The 18,945-nt window shown below is 39.4% G+C and carries 13 protein-coding genes; 6 read left to right on the plus strand and 7 right to left on the minus strand.

Annotated features, from left to right (window positions below):
• Positions 1–9 precede the first annotated feature (9 nt).
• From ACMUMK_RS01155 to ACMUMK_RS01175, 5 genes are all read right to left on the minus strand, one after another.
• Entirely contained in the window at positions 10–3,201 is a 3,192-nt protein-coding gene (locus ACMUMK_RS01155) for an efflux RND transporter permease subunit (protein ID WP_414699296.1), read from the minus strand.
• Between the two features lie 10 nt (positions 3,202–3,211).
• Positions 3,212–4,360 carry an efflux RND transporter periplasmic adaptor subunit gene (locus ACMUMK_RS01160; protein WP_414699297.1) on the minus strand — a complete coding sequence of 383 codons (1,149 nt, stop codon included), beginning with the start codon at positions 4,358–4,360 and terminating at the stop codon, positions 3,212–3,214.
• 308 nt (positions 4,361–4,668) lie between these two features.
• Positions 4,669–5,832, minus strand: coding sequence for a diguanylate cyclase (locus ACMUMK_RS01165; protein WP_414699298.1), 1,164 nt, complete (start codon positions 5,830–5,832; stop codon positions 4,669–4,671).
• Between the two features lie 337 nt (positions 5,833–6,169).
• Entirely contained in the window at positions 6,170–7,552 is a 1,383-nt protein-coding gene (cysG, locus tag ACMUMK_RS01170; RefSeq protein WP_414699299.1) for a siroheme synthase CysG, read from the minus strand.
• A 187-nt stretch (positions 7,553–7,739) separates the two neighbouring features.
• Positions 7,740–9,473: a DEAD/DEAH box helicase gene (locus tag ACMUMK_RS01175; RefSeq protein ID WP_414699300.1), complete on the minus strand. Its 1,734-nt coding sequence runs from the start codon at positions 9,471–9,473 to the stop codon at positions 7,740–7,742.
• Positions 9,474–9,785: 312 nt separating this feature from the next.
• Here ACMUMK_RS01175 and ACMUMK_RS01180 point away from each other — a divergent pair, with 312 nt between their 5' ends.
• Positions 9,786–11,039 (plus strand): TMEM143 family protein, encoded by a 1,254-nt coding sequence (locus tag ACMUMK_RS01180; RefSeq protein WP_414699301.1) that lies wholly within the window; start codon positions 9,786–9,788, stop codon positions 11,037–11,039.
• A gap of 33 nt (positions 11,040–11,072) precedes the next feature.
• Positions 11,073–13,841 carry an XrtA/PEP-CTERM system TPR-repeat protein PrsT gene (prsT, locus tag ACMUMK_RS01185; RefSeq protein WP_414699302.1) on the plus strand — a complete coding sequence of 923 codons (2,769 nt, stop codon included), beginning with the start codon at positions 11,073–11,075 and terminating at the stop codon, positions 13,839–13,841.
• 51 nt (positions 13,842–13,892) lie between these two features.
• On the opposite strand, the gene ACMUMK_RS01190 is transcribed toward prsT, so the two are convergent.
• Positions 13,893–14,708 (minus strand): ion transporter, encoded by an 816-nt coding sequence (locus ACMUMK_RS01190; RefSeq protein WP_414699303.1) that lies wholly within the window; start codon positions 14,706–14,708, stop codon positions 13,893–13,895.
• Between the two features lie 175 nt (positions 14,709–14,883).
• Positions 14,884–16,233: an outer membrane channel protein TolC gene (gene tolC, locus ACMUMK_RS01195; RefSeq protein WP_414699304.1), complete on the minus strand. Its 1,350-nt coding sequence runs from the start codon at positions 16,231–16,233 to the stop codon at positions 14,884–14,886.
• Between the two features lie 227 nt (positions 16,234–16,460).
• Between tolC and nudF the strand changes: the two genes are divergently transcribed.
• From nudF to ACMUMK_RS01215, 4 genes are read left to right on the plus strand one after another with little or no spacing between them, the layout of a single operon-like run.
• Positions 16,461–17,108 carry an ADP-ribose diphosphatase gene (gene nudF / locus ACMUMK_RS01200; protein WP_414699305.1) on the plus strand — a complete coding sequence of 216 codons (648 nt, stop codon included), beginning with the start codon at positions 16,461–16,463 and terminating at the stop codon, positions 17,106–17,108.
• Complete coding sequence (locus ACMUMK_RS01205) at positions 17,101–17,544, plus strand: DUF1249 domain-containing protein (protein ID WP_414699306.1); 444 nt, start codon at positions 17,101–17,103, stop codon at positions 17,542–17,544. Before nudF ends, ACMUMK_RS01205 begins: the two co-directional genes overlap by 8 nt.
• Before the next feature lie 10 nt (positions 17,545–17,554).
• Positions 17,555–18,298 (plus strand): metallophosphoesterase, encoded by a 744-nt coding sequence (locus tag ACMUMK_RS01210; RefSeq protein ID WP_414699307.1) that lies wholly within the window; start codon positions 17,555–17,557, stop codon positions 18,296–18,298.
• 9 nt (positions 18,299–18,307) lie between these two features.
• Positions 18,308–18,886 (plus strand): YqiA/YcfP family alpha/beta fold hydrolase, encoded by a 579-nt coding sequence (locus ACMUMK_RS01215; protein WP_414699308.1) that lies wholly within the window; start codon positions 18,308–18,310, stop codon positions 18,884–18,886.
• Positions 18,887–18,945: the final 59 nt, after the last annotated feature.

Here is an 18,945-nt window from a genome sequence, read left to right on the forward strand (position 1 = left end):
TATTTAACATTAAGACTCTGAACTAATCTCAATGTTGCGTCTAAATATTTTGGTGTAGCCTAGTTTTAGTTTGCTACCAGTCCATACGAACCAAGCTTTCATATCTTCCAAAATCATATATAAACAAGGCACTAAAACTAAGGTAACAAGGGTTGCATATAACACCGCAAATCCTAAAGATACCGCCATTGGTACAACTAGCTTAGCTTGCGAGCTAGTTTCAAACATTATGGGCAACACCCCAGCAAATGTGGTGATGGAGGTTAAAGTGATTGCTCTAAACCTTGCACAGCCAGCTTCGGTAACTGCTACTTTGATTGCGTGACCTTGTTTGCGTCTTTGGTTTACAAAATCAGTCATCACCAAGCTATCATTTATTACTACTCCTGCGGCAGCTATAAGGCCGAAAAGTGACATTAGGCTCAAGTCGAGGCCAAACAGCAAATGACCCCAAATAGCCCCAGTGAAGCTAAAGGGAATAACCGACATGATAATTAAGGGTTGGCCGTAACTTTTTAGTGGCACAGCCAATAGAATAAATATCATCAACAAGCCAATAATAAAAAATGTCATTTGTTGGTATTCTTGGGCTTGCTGCTCTTCTATGGTACCGCCAAGTTCAGACTTAACCCCGGGGAAGTTGGACTTTAGCTGGGGTAAAAGTTCATCTTCTACTTTCCCAATTACTTCATTTGGCTCAACTAGTTCTTCATCTATAGAGCCAAAGATGTACACACTACGATAGCCAGCTTCACGACGAATAAAATTAATGCCAGCCTTTTCTGTTAGCGTGGCTACATCGCCTAGCATGACTTCTCTGCCTTGGGGAGTGGTGATAACTGTGTACTTTAAATCTGCAAAGCGTTCACGAGTTAATGCTGGATAACGCACCATTACTCTGACTTCTTCACTGGCTCTGATGACTCTTTGTGCTTCTCCACCAAAAAAGCTTGCGCTTACTTGTGATGCAACATCTGACAAGGTGAGCCCGAGATCATAAGCAACAGGTAAAAGATCTAGTTGGATTTCTTTGCCTGGGGGATCAATAGAAGAGCTTATATCAAACAAACCTTCTTGTTGTTGTAGCATAGTGATAAATTGACGTCCTGCCGCATTTAGTTGCTCCATGTTGGCACCAAATAGCATAAAGCCAAATTCATCTCCTGAGTCACCATTATTTAATATATCATCAACAATAGTGAGAGATTTTAAGCCCGGAATAACCGGCATGTTTTCCCGCCAGCGCCTTGCTAATTCAAAGGCGTCGAAGTGTCTATCTTGCTCATCAACTAAGGCCACAATCATTCGACCTTTAGTGCGCTCTGAGTTAAGTACCATTATGTCTCGAATTAAAGGGCTGCCATATTTCTCGACTACATCTGCATCAATTTCTAAAATTGTATTTTCGACGAGTTGTAGTGCTTCTATGACCGCTAAATCAGAAACGTTTTCGTTCATCTCTATATTTATAGATGGATAATCGTGAGCAACTTTAGGCGAAGGTACGGTTCTTACATAGTTACCTTGAATAAGCCCTGCGCTAATAAGTAACAAGGCTATGAATATGCTAAAGGCTAACCAGCGCCATTGAATACAACGCTCAATAAAGTTCTTGTAGGGACCATTTACAAAGCCAAAGAAAGCTTTGTTAAATTTAGTTCGCCAACTAGTTTCTTTCACGGGGGTGAATTTCATATTGGCTAAATGTGCTGGCAAAATCCACTTAGACTCAATCAAACTAAATATTAAACACAAAATTACTACGGTAGAAATATTGATAAAAAATGCGCCCTCAGGGCCTGTAGAGAATAATGAGGGGGTAAAAATAGCGATTGTGGTTAACACCCCAAATGTTGCAGGAGTAGCCACTCGTTTTGCACCACGGATCACGCTTTCGGTGCCACCGCCAGATTTTTCAATTTCGGAGTAGGCGCTTTCTCCTATCACAATGGCATCATCTACCACTATCCCTAGTACCATAATAAATGCAAACAAGGACATAACATTAATGGTGATACCAAATACAGGCATCATCATCATGGCGCCTAAAAAGCATATGGGTAATCCTATCATTACCCAAAAAGCTAACCTAAATCGTAAAAATATAGTCAACATTATTGCCACTAATATAGAGCCTTGAAACAGGTTATTAAGCATCATATCTAGGCGAGCATTTAGATAAAATGTAAAGTCAACCATAGTTTCTAGGCTTAACCCTTGAGGTAAGGTAGCGTTTTTAGCCTCTACATATTTTTTGACAGAGTCGGCAATGGGGATAGTATTTTGATCTTTTGTGGCTTTTACTGATATGTAAACGCCGTTTTGCCCAGAGAATTTAAAATAACGCTCGCCCTCCACAAAGCCGTCTTTAATTTCTGCTACATCCTCAAGAAGGACTTTGGCACCATTATTACCAATTTTTACAGGTATTTGTCTAAACTCATTACCATCGTATAGTTGGTTTTCAACACGAACAGCTATTATGCCAGCATCAGTTCGCAATTGACCCGCCGATATATTGGCTGAATAGCCTCTTATAGCTTGCGTGATATCGTCAATGGTTAAACTATATTTACGCAGCGTTTCTGGATTGACTTCTATAGCAATCTCATCTTCAGGAGCATCGACTTCCACTAGTGAAATATTACTTAACTGAAGTAATTCATCTTCAATTTTTTTGGCAATGGGTTTTAACTCAGAAATTGGCACATCGCCTACGATAGCCATTTCAATAACATCTTGTTGAAATTCTATTTGGGCTATTTGCGGCGGCTCCATTGCAGCTGGAAAAGTCGCTATTCCGTCTACTTTTGCTTTTACCTTATCAAGAACGTCTGTGAGTTCTTTTCTGTTATCTATCTCTAGAATAATGCGGCCATTACCTCGGTAGGCGTTAGATATAATTTTTTTGATTTCAGTGACATCTTTCAAAGACTCTTCAATCTTTACTAGTATGCTTTCTTCTATTTCTTGAGGTGAGGCTCCTCGATAAACCGAGTTAATGCTAATGTAGTTAATTTCTATGTTAGGAAACATTTGCCTAGGAATAGTCATATAACTCCATATTCCAATGATAATGATAAACATCATCATCATATTCGCTGCAACGGAGTTGTTAGCGAAGTAGGCTATTAATCCTGTTTGTTTAGGTTCCGAAGATTCTACTTGCTGTGTGCTATTTTGGGGGGCGTAAGACGACATAACTAGGGCCTTATAATGAGTTTTCAGCGGCTAAGTCTTTGTCAGGCCCCGCTATTTTAACCTTCATGCCCTTTTGTGGGTATTCAGGTAAGGTCATAACTACAGTGTCTTGATTTCTTAACCCTTCTCTAATTAGTAAGTATTCACCTTCTTCTCTAACAACTTCGACACGCTGTGGTTGCATTTGTTGTTCTGTATCGAGTACCCAAATAATACGGTTGTTCACTAATTTTTGAGGTAACTTATAAACTTGACTGAGGGTTTTTCCTGCAAAGCTAACTTCTACATAACTACCGAACTTTATAGGAGGTAACGAGGATTTTAGGCTATATGGGTCTTCTATTCGTATCACTAACTGCCCCATACGAGTTTGCTGATCTATTATCCCAAGGTCTCGTACTACTGAGCCTTCACGGGTTATGGCCGAGTATCCTTTAGTGCTGACTATTGCTTTTTGTTGGGTAATATTGGGGGGGAGAAACTCTCGGTCAAAGCCAGCAATAGGGAACGAAATCTCTGCTGATTCAATGTTGTAAAGCTCGCCCACTTGAGCACCTTGATTGATATATTGTCCGCTACCTAAAGTGCGCGATATTACTAGGGCATCATAAGGGGCCGTTATTTCACAGTTATCTAAATCCCGCTTTGCTATTCTAAGTCTTGCCTTGGCTGACTTAACAGATGCTTGGGCACTTAGTAATTGTGGCTTACGTAAATATAAATCTGAAACTTTGCTACCTTTTGCCTCTTGCTTGGCTACATCTGCGCGAGCCTGCTCTTCGATTAGATTTGCTTCTGCAAGTGATAAGTCGGCTTCGGCTTGTAATAAAGCCGCTTGGTAGGCATCTTTTTCTATACTGAATAGAATTTGGTCTCTTAAAACTAACCCTCCAGGTACAAAATTCGGGTGCCAATCGATGACTTCACCGGATACTTGTGCAGAGATTAATGTACTTTCTAGAGGAGTGACTTCACCATAACTAGTAATTTTGACTTGATAGTCTTGTGCAACGGCGGTTTCAATTTTGACTGTAGGACGGGTATCAATAGGCTCGCTTTCTTCATCATTATTACCAGAAGCTTTTATGGCTCCCATTGCGCAATAACCAATTATGAGTACGATTAAGGGTAATAACTTTTTGAACCATTTGTTTCTCATCTACTACAACCACATTTACTTTTTTATTATTAACTTATAGTAACTTAGCTTTTAATAAGAGGTAAGTTGGATTTAATAAAAATGTTTGATAAATAAGCGGCTTATCGCAAAAAATGTACTCAAATGTGAATAAAAATACTCGGGAGGTTGTTTTTTGTTCACCTGTTGCTTTTAAAATCGAGAGGGGCTTAGGGCAGAGAATATATGGTAGCGAAATAGCCCAAAGTTTTACTCTGCACATTTTTGATTTAGGTAGTGAAAGTCACCTTTAGATATTAGATAACTCCTTTGGGCGTGTGTTAAAAAATTTATCCGTAGAAAACTAAATTACGCCCAGCATTTTTGGCTTTGTATAGACCTTCATCTGCCCGCTTTAACATATCGTCAGAGGAATTATCCCCCTCTTGATATCCACTAACACCCGCACTGGCAGTTATTTCGATTATCAGGCTATTTAAGGTTAAAGGAGTATCTTCTATTAGCTTTCGTAATTTATTTGCTAAGAGGAAAGCGTTTTGTTGCTCAGTTTGTGGTAGCAATATAACAAACTCTTCTCCCCCAAACCTAGCCGTGCAGTCTGAAGCCCGTGTATTTTTTTGTAAAATATCACTTATATGTTGAATGGCTTTATCACCCACATCATGCCCGTAGGTATCGTTAATAGACTTAAAGTGATCAATATCAAATGTTAACACTGATAGTTCATATTTATTTCGCTTCGATAATTCAAATGTGTTGTCTAATAACATTTCAAATGAGCGACGGTTTAATAGGCCAGTTAAGTGGTCGTAATTGGCTTCTTTGTGTAAGTTGTCAGCAAAGTCTTTCACCTTATTCACCATAGGCCTAAAAATAAACAATGCTTCAACTAGTACTGTGAGTAAGATGATTACAGATACGACTTGCTGGGTGAGTCTGAGTTTAGCGACTTTCTTGATACTTTCATGCTCATATTGATGCACAACGTAATCTAAGCTTTCAAGCAAAGGTGATTTTGCCATTTCAAAAAATGCTAAGTTGACATCGGGCAAGTAATTTTCAGTATTTCCATCATTTGAGTTTAGGGCTTGCTTGACCAAAGTTGTGAATTCATTAACTTGCTTGTCTACATTGTGGGGGGCTGAAAAGTACGAGTTGTTAATATCGTCTGATACAAGGTGTTGAGTGGTTAATAAGGCGTGGTTAGTATTCAGTTTATCCAAGGCTAGCAGCGCTTCTGCTTTACTTTCTTCATGACCGGTAGATAGGTACTCTAGAGTAAATAAGCTTACTCTTTGAGATAACATCCGCTGTTGACCACTAATGTTTACGATTACGGCAGAGTCAGACTGCTCATGTATGATTTTGTCTAGCATAAAGTGAACGAAAATAGACAAAATGGCAATAATAGATAGCGACACAACATAGGTGATTGTCATTGATTTTGCTGGATTAGCTACTGGAATGGCAACGTCAATGGCTTTTTTGGTCATAACTTATGATCTCTTTCGGGAATTATTATTTTCGGCTGTGTAAAAACACATTCTCGTGTTTAACTTTAGCCTTTGTTAGCACCCTGCTTTAATAAATGAAATCATTCGAAGGTGGTGCTAGCCTTAACTTGCATTTTTCCACCTCAATGTTAAATCCTTTTTAATTCATTCCGTCCTACTTCTTCGTGTATAAGATTAACCTAGTTGGCTGACGACAAAAATAGTAAAAGAGTTTTTTATTTTCAGAAATTAGAAAAATATACTTTAGTCTAATCTTAAGTAGAGCGATTTTTAAACACATCAATACTTTGCTACTTTTGCCATTAAATTTGTGGCGTTAATTTTTAAACCAGTTCAATTTTTGATGTAACGACACAACCGATCCCACAATAATTAAAGCTGGTGGCTGGATGTCGGCTTTTACAGCTATTTTTTGAATAGTCTCAAAGGTTCCGGTTACCACTTTATGCTGCTCGGTTGTGGCTGATTGAACCATAGCAATAGGCGTGTTTACTGACATGCCATGTTTAACAAGTTGCTCACAGATCACAGGTAGGCCTGTTAGGCCCATGTAAAATACTATGGTTTGATCTGGCTGTGCTAGGCCTTGCCAATTTAGATTGATACTGTTGTCTCGTAAATGGCCTGTGGCAAATACTACGGACTTAGCGTGATCTCTATGGGTAAGAGGTATGCCCGCGTAACTTGCTGCCCCATTGGCTGCAGTTATGCCTGGCACTACTTGAAAATTAACACCGTGCTCAATTAAGGTTTCTAGCTCTTCACCACCTCTCCCAAATATAAAAGGATCGCCTCCTTTTAACCTGACAACCCTATTACCTGCTAGCGCCTGCTTGGCTAGTAAAGCATTGATTTCATCTTGAGGAACAGAGTGCTTACTTTTGGCCTTACCCACATAAATTTTTTCGGCGTCTCGTCTAACTAGCTCTAAAACTTCAGGTGAAACCAGCCTGTCATAAACCACTACATCTGCTTTTTGCATCAGCCTGAGGGCACGAAAAGTTAGCAGGTCTGGATCTCCTGGGCCTGCACCTACTAAATACACTTCACCTTGTGTTTGGGATTGGCTATCGCTATCTAGTTTTGTTAAGAATTTTTGTTCTGCTAGCTTCTCGTTACCTTGCAGTATGTTCTCTGCAATATCTCCGTCTAGCACATCTTCCCAAAAGTAACGACGCTCGGTTACTGTTTTAAGCTTTTGCTTCACCAGTTCGCGGAATTTTTCAGAAAACTGCCCAAGCAGACTGGTTTTTTGAGGAATAACCGACTCTAGTTTTTGCCTTAAATAACGAAGCAATACAGGGGCAACGCCACCACTACTCATGGCAATAATAATGGGTGAGCGGTCAACAATAGATGGAGTAATAAATTGGCACAAAGGTGTGTTATCTACCACATTTACAAGGATTTTTAAGCTTCTCGCTAGATCATGAATATCTTTGTTAGTTTGGCTATTGTCTGTGGCCACGAATACCATTTGTTTGTCATTTAAGTCTTCTGCTTCAAATGCACGCTCAATAAGATGGATCTTATTGTCAGCAGCATATTGTTTCACTGTGTCACAGACCCAAGGAGCGACCACTGTTATCTTGGCTGAAGTTTTAAGGAGTAGCTCAACCTTACGGGCGGCTACTTCTCCAGCCCCCACGACTAAACAGGTTAAATCTTGGGTATCTAGAAATATGGGAAAATATTGCATGCTAGTTGCTCGTTAGATGGACCTAAATAGTGTGCCTTTAAAACTCTAAAGATAGAACCAATTATTCCTGAATTATTATTCTATTTGATTCTTAACTTTGTTTGGTTTTTCAAGAGGATGGCTTTGGTATTGGAGGTAGAAACTAAAAAGGGCCCTTACGGACCCTTTTGATTAATAATAAAACTATTTATCTGTTACCAGGATTTCCACGTTTTTTAGGTGGTTGATCAGACCACTCTCGCATTCCTAAACTACGACCAGCTACACGGGTTTTTTGTAATACCTCTTGGGTATTTTTAGGCATGTTTTTAGGTAAATCTACAGTACTAAAATTGTCATAAATTTCAATTGAACCAATATTCTTGCTGCTAATATTAGCTTCATTTGCAATTGCACCTACTATGTTGCCTGGTTTAACACCATGGGTATGGCCAACATCGATGCGATATCTTTGCATACCTTCACTTGGTGGACCTGATTTGCGTTCACGTCTAGGTGGACGATCGCCACCACGTTCGTTACGGCCACCACGCTCAAAACGACCACCACGTTCATTTCTGTCGTTTCTTGGCGGACGAGCATTTAGGTCAGGGCGGTCACTCTCTTTTAGAATCAGAGGTTCATCACCTTGTGCTATCTTTGCAAGAGCAGCCATAATAACTTCTGGCGCTGCTTCTGTTTGCTCTTGAATTGACTCAACGATAGGTATGAGTGTTTCAATTGAAGAGTCACTCATTGCTTCTATCACACTGCTTTTAAAGCGAGTTAAACGTGTTTCGTTTAGTTGTGAAATTGAAGGAATAGTCATTGCATCGATTGATTGCTTTGTGGCTCTCTCAATTGAAAACAGCATGCGCTTTTCACGATGAGAGATAAATAATATTGCATCACCTTGACGGCCAGCACGACCAGTACGACCAATACGGTGTACATAAGACTCAGTATCATAAGGAACATCGAAGTTGATGACGTGACTAACACGTTCAACATCTAACCCACGAGCGACAACGTCTGTTGCTACTAGAATATCAATTTTACCTTTTTTAAGGCGATCGACTGTTCTTTCACGAGAGTTTTGTGGAATATCACCGTTTAGAGGTTCAACGGCATAGCCTCGAGCTGATAATTTTTCAGCAAGTTCCATAGTGGCAGTTTTAGTACGCACAAAGATTATGGCAGCATCAAAGTTTTCAACTTCCATTATACGAGTCAGGGCTTCCATTTTATGGTGGCCTGCCACTTGACAATAGCGTTGACGAATCGTACTTGCTGTTGAGGCTTTAGATGCAATTTTTACTTGCTTAGGATCGTTCAAATAACGTTTAGTTATTTTACGAATCGCATCAGGCATAGTCGCTGAGAATAAAGCAGTTTGACGTTCTTCTGGTGCGTGACTCAAAATCCATTCTACGTCGTCTATAAAGCCCATACGTAACATTTCGTCGGCTTCATCTAGTACTAAGTACTTTAAGTTATCAAGCTTAAGCGTGCCTTTCTTTATATGATCTATAACTCGACCAGGTGTACCTACAACTACTTGAGCTCCTCGTCTTAGTTGACGAATTTGATTATCGTAAGAAGAGCCGCCGTAAACTGGTAGCACATTAATCTTTTTAGAAAAACTAGCATACACTTGAAACGCTTCTGCTACTTGAATTGCTAACTCACGGGTAGGCGCCAATACTAAAAGCTGTGTGTTTTTGTCGTTTGGATCAAGGTTTGCCAACATAGGCAAAGCAAAAGCAGCGGTTTTACCGGTACCAGTTTGCGCAGTTCCTAAAAGGTCATGGCCGTTTAATATAATTGGAATACTTTCGGCTTGGATAGGTGTAGGTTTTTCATAGCCGACTTTTTCCAGTGCTTGCAGTAATTCTTCGGGTAGGTTTAAATCTCTAAATGTAATTTCAGATGGGGTTGTCATCAAGTTTTCCCAGGGTACAGGCAGGCACAGCATTATATGAATCGGTAAAACAATTTCTAAATTGGTAAAACAATTTTCTAAGGCGAAGCCGGCACGGTTTCAAAGGCTAAATTATATTCGATTACTGCCACATACTCCATGTAATGAGTTGATTAATTGCATTATTTTTACAAATTCTAGATTTTAGGCGGTCACTTTGCTTCTTTAATGTCAATCTTGTTATGTAAATGTAATTTTGGTGCTCTAAGTGGTTAACATTTAAAGGGCCTAAGGGTAACAAGCGTAAAGTTGAAGGCGATATTTTGAGGTTGTATGCAGACAAAAAAGAGTAAAGATAGGTTTATTCCCTTAAGGAAAACAGACCTAATTCAAGCATGTATTGATAGTGGGGATTTATCTGGCGATAACGCCAAACAATTTCAATTATTATGTCAGTTAATCATGAGTACTTTACATTTTGAGTACCATAAAAACTTAGAGGTTTTGAAGGATAATTATGCTCCTTTTGATCCCAACTCTGATACTCAACCCTTACAAGATTTAACTGAAGAGCAACTTAACGTGAGGCAAGGTATTTTTGCCACTGCTTTTGCAGAGGTCCTAAATGCTGCTAATTTTGAAAAAATTACCGACCAAGATTTACGGGATGCTCTAGATGAGGAGTCATTGTTTAAAGTTCGTTTAGCCGTTGAATTTAATGATTTTTCTGAGATTGTCTTTTATCGCAGGGGGGAATATCAGAAGACAGAAACCATTAGAAAATTTTGGGGCTTAAAAAAAGATAAAATCACTTTCACAAATTACGACAAGGTCGCTGTTTACATTAAGTTCAAGGATAAGGACTACTTTACACATCATAAAAAAGCCATAAGTAACTTTGAACCAGGTTCAACAATCATTAAGTTATTTCAAAATGTCCCCAAAGCAGATTTAGAAATGTTATTTCCCAATAGCGAGGTACGGATGCGAACCATAGATAAGGCTATTATTGGTGGCTCTGCTATTGCTGGAGGGGCAGTGGTCTTGGTGACTAAATTAGGTGCTTCTATAGTCGTATTGGCAGGTTTATTGAGCTTTTGGCTAGGGTTAAGTGATGAGTCTGTCACCATTAGTAATCAGCAATTGGTAGTCTTGGGAACGGGTGCTGGGGTCTTGGGTGGCTTTATATTTAAAGAGTGGAGTAAATTTAAAAATCGTAAATTACGATTTATGAAAGCATTATCTGATAATTTATATTTTAAGAACTTAGATAACAATGCCGGTGTATTCCACCACTTAATTGATGCGGCTGAAGAAGAAGAGTGTAAAGAAGCTATTTTGGCTTACTACTTTCTCATTATAGAAGGACCTATGAGTAGTGAGCAGTTGGATGCAAAAATTGAGGTTTGGTTAGCTGATAATTTTGATGTAAATCTTGATTTTGAAATAGCTGATGCATTAGCTAAATTGCTGCGTTTTGGCATTGTTGTTCAGCAGGAACACCATTACTATGCTTTACCTATAGCCGAGGCCCAGAAGCAATTAGACACTCGCTGGGATAGTATTTTTAACTTTACTGACAATTAACTTTTATTTTTACAGGATTCAAAGGAGCAGGAAATGAAGAGGTTTACTGGACCAAAACTAAGTTATATTTCTGCCATGTTAGTTTTAGGACTAATGACAGGGTGCGGCAAACAAACTAGTGAAGAATATATTCAAGACGCAAAACAATATCTTGAACAGGACAATGCCAGCGCAGCAATTGTTGCCCTTAAAAATGCAGTCAAAGCAGATCCTAAGTCAGCCACTGCTAGGTTTGAGTTAGGGCAGGTTTACCTTGCTCAAAAACAGTACGAAAGTGCAGAGAAAGAACTCAACCGTGCTTTAGAGTATGGGTTTGACGGTTCAGAGGTTTTACCTTTACTTGCACAGGCCTATCAAAATACTGGTGCCTATTCGGCTTTGAGTAAAATAGAGCATGAACAAGCAGGCTTAACCACAGCGCAGAAAGCCGAAATAGGCTACTTCAAAGTGGTGTCATTGGCTCGATTGAATAAGGTTGATGAAGCGAGGTTACTAATAGAAGACCTTAAAGCGTTAGATACCTACTCTGTATTTAAAGGGTTAACGGCAGCGTATAGTTTAGTGTTGGACTCGGAATTTGCAGAAGCCCAGCAGGTTGTTGCAAAGCTAAGAGATGAGTCTCCGCAAAATTCTGAGATATTGAAACTACTGGCACAACTGCATTTAGCATTAAATCAACCAAAAGAAGCCGCAGAGGTTTTTAAAGATTATGTACAGTTTTATCCTGAAGATAGTCAAACAAGGTTTGTTTTAGCAAAAATTTTAGTGGACTTGGGGGAAATGTTAGCGGCAGAGCCCTATGTTGACTCTTTACTAAAAATAAACGAACAACACCCGCTATTGAATCAACTTAAAGCTGCTATTAGTGCTTATAAAAATGACTATGCTGGGGCTTTGTCTCATGCAGAGCTAGCAATAAGTAATGGCATCGATGAACCACCAGTTCGGCTTATTGCAGGGTTTGCAGCTTACCAGCTACAAGATTTTGAAACTGCCAATCGTCACCTTTCATTTATTGCGAGTTCACTTCCAAATAATCACCCTGGCTTAAAATTATTAGCTGCGAGTCAATTACAACTTGGATTAACCAGTGAAGTAGGTGATGTATTGAGCCGATTAGATCAGCTTACCGAAGCCGATGCACCATTATTTTCAAAGGCAAGTTATGAATTACTCAGCGATGGGTTTGAAAAAGATGCAGAAGCGCTAATTGAGAAGTCTGGCGATATCAGCAGAACTGCAGAAGACCTGACCCGTTTAGGCTTATTGCAATTGTCCCTTAATAACCTAGATGGAATTGTTAATCTTGAACAGGCAGTAGAAAAATCACCTGAGCTAGAAAGTGCGCAAATGACACTTGCAAAGGCTTATTTAGTGACTGGGCAGTATGACAAAGCCCTAGAGTTGGCTGATAGCTGGAAACAATCGGCAGCGAGTGATGCCAAGGCGTATCTATTGGCTGGTGATGTATACGTGAAGTTACAAGAGTATGAAGCCGCAAGAATTGAATTTGAAAAAGCTAAAGACTTGTCAGAAGAAACCTCAATACCAAGGTTAGCCCTAGTTAATGTAGATATCTTACAAGGTAATTTAGATACCGCAGCGCAAATCTTAGAGGGAGTGCTCAAAGACTCACCGACTAATGTTAGCGCATTAGCAACATTTTATCTTGTGTCTGCACAACAAGGTAACCAAGCTGCAGGCATTGAAAAGATAAAAGCTACCTTTAATAACAACCAAGCAAATATCGGACTTAGGTTGTTACTTGCGAGAGTGTTGCTTGTTGAGCAAAATTATTCTGAGATCATCAGCTTATTACAAGAAGTCGCAACCCAAGAGAACTTACCAAAAGAATACTGGAGCACCTTAGGTAGTAGTTTAATACGTGCTAACAAGCGTAAAGCGGCTGCAGATCATTATGATAAATGGCTTGCCTTGGCACCAAATGATAAAAATGCAGTCATGGGTAAATTGTTGTTACTTGATAATCAGAATAAGTTTGCAGAAGGTGCGGCGTTAACCCAATCTTTTTTAAGTCATCGTGATGATGTGCAAATGCAGATCTTAAATACTCACTTTCTACTGATGCAAAATGATTTTGCCAAGGCTCAGCTATCTTACGATAAGTTACCTCCTGAAGTCATAGACCAAGCTATAGTTAAAGGTTTACTCGCCCGCTTCCAGTTAAACCGTAACGAGCTAGCTGCAGCCTTAAGTAATGCTCAAGTTGCTTACGAAGAGACGAATAGTGCTCGTAATGTATTGCTTATGGTTCGAATATTGGACTTGATGGAGAAAACCGACGAGTCTTTGCAATTTTTAGAGAATCATCTTATTACCAAGCCCGATGATTTGGTTGCCAGAATGTTATTTGCAGAACGTCAAATTGGTGGTGACATTGGCGCGGCAATGGTGACTTATAAAACAGCGTTAGAGCAAAACCCTAATAACTATATTGCCAATAACAATTTGGCTTATCTGTATTTGCAGCAGGGAGAAATTGATATTGCTAAAAAATTCGGAGAAAAAGCAGCGCAGCTCAAACCTGGTAATGCAGCCACTTTAGATACGCTAGCGCAAATCTATGTGGCAGAAAAAGATTACCAAGAAGCACTAAGCTTATATAACCGAGTGATTACCGATGATTTAGAAAGCGAAGAAATATACTTAAATTATGTGGAAACGCTACTCGCTTCTGGTGACAGTGTACTTGGTAAGCGCAAGATAGAGCAAAAGCAGTGGAAGCTGCAATCATCACTAGATAAAGTGCAGGCGTTGAAGGTGAAATACAGCTTGGAGTAAAGCTAGAGTGTCATTCGCCTCTCGATATTTGAGAGGCGAATGAGTAAACACTTAGGGCTTATTGCCGTTTTGAAGGCCTTCAATTTGGCTTTGTAGAGCTCGTATCTGATGTGAAATATCTTTTAAGCTTGGCTCACCTTCTTCTTCCATTTTTTCTGCGCGGGCTTTGGCATTTTCTTGCTCCATTACCCCTACCACTATGCCTATCACCATGTTCAAGAATGCAAATGCAGTAAAGAAAATAAAGCTTAGATAAAACAGCCAGCTAAATGGGTACACTTCCATGGTTTCGTACATGACGTCTGTCCAATCTTCGAACGTCATGACCCTAAACAAAGTTAGAAGTGAAATAGTGATATCGCCCCATAGTACTGGGTTTATATCTTCAAATAAGGTACTGCCAATGGCGGCGTAAATATAGAAAATAATAAACATCAGCAGCATCACATAGCCCAGTTGTGGCAGAGCTTTAACCAAAGAAACGAGCAGTATTCTTAGTTCAGGAATGATAGAAATCATCCTTAGCACTCTAAACACCCTGACTAGACGTGCAATAACAGCTAAGTCTGCATCATCGGCAGGAATAAGGCTAACAACCACAATAAGGGTGTCGAATACATTCCAAAAGCTTTTGAAAAAATCACGTTTGCGAGGCTCTGCTAAAAAACGTATCGCGATTTCTGTAAGAAAAAAAGCACTGATAAACCAATCCAAAAATAACGTCACTTTTTGCATGGTGTTCGACATTTCGTAGGTTTTAGCACCCACTAATAACGCAGAAAAAACGATAACTGTCACAACAAATATTTCGAATAATTTGTTGGAGCGAATACGGATAAATTTGTCTTGTAGGGTAGAAGCTTTCATGGATCTTTTGTTGGTTGTTTAGCGCGTCGTTAGAATAGTGATTTGCTGATTACAGTCAATGCTTTAATGAGAATTACAAAATATTTAAATGACTTCTTATGTTGTGCAATTAAAAAGGGCGTCGCAACGCCCTTTTAAGTTATTCAGATTAAACCATGACTAATCAAGCTTATAGTTAGCTTTCAGCACTTAGGCCGCGGTTAATATCAATTACATCTTTTTCAGTTAAGTTACCTGATGCACGCTTTAATTCAAAAATGGCACTGATGTAATCATAGCGGGCACTGGCTAAATTACGGCGAGCATCAAACAAGTTACGGGTGCTGTTTAACACGTCCACTATGGTTCTGGTTCCCACATCAAAACCAGCTTCAGTGGCTTTTAAGGCACTGTCTGCAGATACCACTGCTTGTTCTAGGGCTTTAATGGTGGAGGTTGATGCAATCACATCATTATAAGCAGAGCGCACAGAGCGAACAGTAGAACGGTAGGTTAGTTCCATATCTTCACTTGCAGCAACAAAACGATAACGGGCTTGGGCTGTTAGTGCGGTTACTGAGCTTCCTTGGTAAATAGGTACGTCTAAGCTTAGGGCAATATAGTTACTGTCTCTTGCTGGGAAGCTACTGTTACCATTTATCTCTGTGTCATCGCGACTATAGTTAGCAGCTAAAGAAAGTGTCGGATAATGTCCAGCTTTAGCCGAGGCAATATCATCACTGGCAATCTCTTTGCTCATATTACTCACCATAAGATCGAGATTTTTCTCTTCAGCGATTTTAAGCCAGTTGTCTACTCCTGCTGGAGTGGGGCGTGATGCACTAAAACTTTCGGTATTTAGCACAGAAACGGCATTTAAATATTTACCCGTGATTTCACGCATTTCTTCTAGACGAAGTTCAACTACGTTTTCAGCAAGGATCTCTTGAGCCACAGTATTATCGTAATCAGCTTGTGCTTCATGGACATCTGTTATAGCTGTTAAACCCACATTAAAACGCTGCTTGGTTTGTTCTAATTGACGTTCGATAGCGCGTTTTTCTGCCTGAACGAAGATTAAATTATCTTTTGCTCTCAGTATATCCAAGTAAGCATTGGTGGTTCTTAATATTAAGTCTTGCTTGGCAAGTGCAAAGTTGATGTCACTTCTTTGTGCTACTTTTTCAGCGCGAGATAAAGCAACCCAATTTTGACGGTCGTACAAAGACAGAGATAAGTCTAAATCTAAACCAAGGGTTTGTGTGTCACTTTCCACTATGCCAACAATAGGGTTTCCGGCAGCATCGGTAGTAAAGTTGAAAGACTCTGAGGTGCTATCTGTGTAACTTACCGAGCCAGATACTTGAGGTAAAAGGTTGGCTCTACTAACAGAGATCCCTTCAAAAGCTTCGTCTTTGTCTGCTTTTGCTCTATTTACTGTTGGATCTTTTTCTACCGCCATTTGATAGACTTGATAAAGATCGTCTGCCAAAGCTGATGTCGAAATACTCACGCCGATCAGAAGCGACATTAATGTTTTTTTCATTGGTGGTCCTATGTGGTTCTCTAATCCGATCTTTTGCCGAATATTTGTCGATATTAGAAGTCTAAGCAAATCAAGTGCTAAGTAACAATACTTTGTGGTAACACTAAAGGTTCAAGTGTAACAGAATATTATTCTGGAACACGGATATCGGCACTTGATAACCCGAATGAACTTCTAAATTATTCTATGGTACGATTTCGCTATGAATATCCCGATACGAAGCTAACGTGAAAACGGAAAATCCAAAGTCCAAACCCGATGTTTTGCAATTTTCTACTAAAGATGTAGAAATTGTCAAAGAAGAACCGCTTTTTGAGGGCTTCTTTAAGATGGTGAAGTATGTATTTAGACACCGTCTTTACGAAGGCGGTTGGAGTAAGCTCATTGAACGGGAAGTATTTGAGCGAGCTAACGCAATAGCTGTATTGCTTTATGATCCTAAGCTCGAAGAGTTTGTGATGGTTGAGCAGTTTCGTATTGGTGCCATGTCTAACCCTTACAGCCCTTGGCTGTTAGAAGTCGTTGCAGGCATTATTGATGCGGGTGAGACGCCTGAAAATGTCTGCCGCCGTGAAGCTCAAGAAGAAGCGGGTGTACAGGTAAAGCAATTAACTAAAGCGTTAAGTTATTTACCCAGCCCAGGTGGCACAACTGAGCGCTTACACCTTTTTGTTGGAGAGGTAGATGCCCGTGACGCAATTGGTGTTCATGGTCTAGAGCATGAAAGTGAAGATATTTTAGTTCATAGGGTAAAGGTGGCTGATGCCATGGCTTGGCTTGAGGATGGTAAGATTGATAACTCTGCAACCATAATTGTTTTACAATGGTTTGCGATGAATAAACAAAAAATATTGGATATATGGTCAAATGAGTGATGTGTTGCAGAAAAAGTATGTGCCTAAATTAGCGAACATGCATAAAGTGTGTGAGTTTAATTATGGCCGTCTGCTAAAGCTTTTGCCAGACTGTGATACCGAAGACTTGGAGTATCAGTTTGAGATAAGCAAAGCGCTGCAATATACCATCAAAATTATTGAGTGTAGTCGTTACACCAGTACCTTAATTATGTCTCAGAAAAGCCAAGTAGGTTTTGAGTTTTTACAGCCAATAGTACAAGTAAGGCTTTACCATGATGCGCAAATGGCTGAAGTCTTAGAGGCTCAAAATATAGGCTCTCTCAAACCAAGTTACCAATATCCTAATATTAAGATGTACCAAAAAAATGAAAAAGAAATGGTTAACTTGTTCTTAGCTGAGTGGTTACAGTTTTGTTTAAGCCAAAGTAATCAAGCGCAAGCTATCAGCCGATAGTGTTTGACCTGTGAAAATTGTCCAAATATCAGATTGTCATTTATTCGCAGATAAGCAAAAAAACGGATACAAGGATATAAATCCTTATCAGAGTTTGCGAAATATATTGGGTCAAGTAAGCGTTGAGCAAATAGCTTTGTTGCTTGTCACTGGAGACTTAAGTGGTGATGCTTCAGCCTTAAGTTATCAACATTTTAAACAGTTACTGGTTGAAGCAAATTTGGACTGTAAGCTTTTAATTTTGCCAGGTAACCATGATTCCATAGAGCATTTAAAGGCTACCTTTCCTGAAGAGAATTTATGGTTTCGCTCGCCTATTTCCTTAGATGATACTAATTGGCAATTACATTTGCTTAATTCCCAGTTTGAAGGGGCGTTAGGTAATGTTAGTCGTAAAGACTTAGAGCTGCTAGAGCAAGCATTACAGCAAGCACCAGATAAGTCTCATTTAATCGCGGTACATCATCATCCAATAAATTGTAATGGCTGGATGGATAAACACGAGTGGCTTAATCGCCAAGATTTTACTCAGTTAGTGGAGCTTTATCCGAATGTTAAAGTGGTGGTGTACGGGCATATTCATTCTGATATAGAAACCCAGCAAAATGGTGTCTTGTATTTAGCTTGTCCTTCAACTTGTTGGCAGTGGGCGAATACAGAATCTTTTGGTTTAAGTGACGAAAAACCAGGATATAGGGTGATTGAATTACAAGAAGGTGGCCAATTCAATCACGAAATTAATCGTATAAATTAGGTTTAACACGTGGATTATTTAGTCGTATATTTGCATGGTTTTTTAAGTTCTCCTCAGTCAGTAAAAGCTACGCAAACCATTGCTTTTGTAAAAGAGCATTATCCAAGTTTGCATATGGAAGTACCTCAATTAGCTAACTACCCTCAAGATGCAGCAAACATTATTGATGAGATTATTCTGAAGCATCCAGATAAAAAATTGCGCTTTATTGGTAGTTCGCTGGGGGGATATTTATCAACATACATGCGTGAAAAATACTCAGGTAAAGCCGTATTAGTGAATCCAGCCGTTAAACCATATGAACTGCTTTTGGATTATTTAGGCGAGCATGTTAACCCTAATTCTGGTGAGCCATTTATCCTTGAGCAAAAACACATTAAAGAATTAGTTGCTTTAGATTGTGGCAATATTACTGATAAAAAGAACTATTGGGTGTTGCTGCAAACTGCAGATGAAACCTTAGATTACCGGCAGGCAGAACTAAAATACCAAGGGTGTAAAATGACCATTGAACAAGGTGGAGATCATAGTTTTCAAGATTTTCAGCGATTCTTACCAGATATTTTTAGGTTTCTACTGCAAGACTAAATGAAGCTTGGTATAACATAGGTTTACATGTATTGGTGCCCGCGTGTAGCCGTGAGTGT

Source organism: Paraglaciecola sp. 2405UD69-4 (genome assembly GCF_047525415.1).
Lineage (GTDB): Bacteria > Pseudomonadota > Gammaproteobacteria > Enterobacterales > Alteromonadaceae > Paraglaciecola.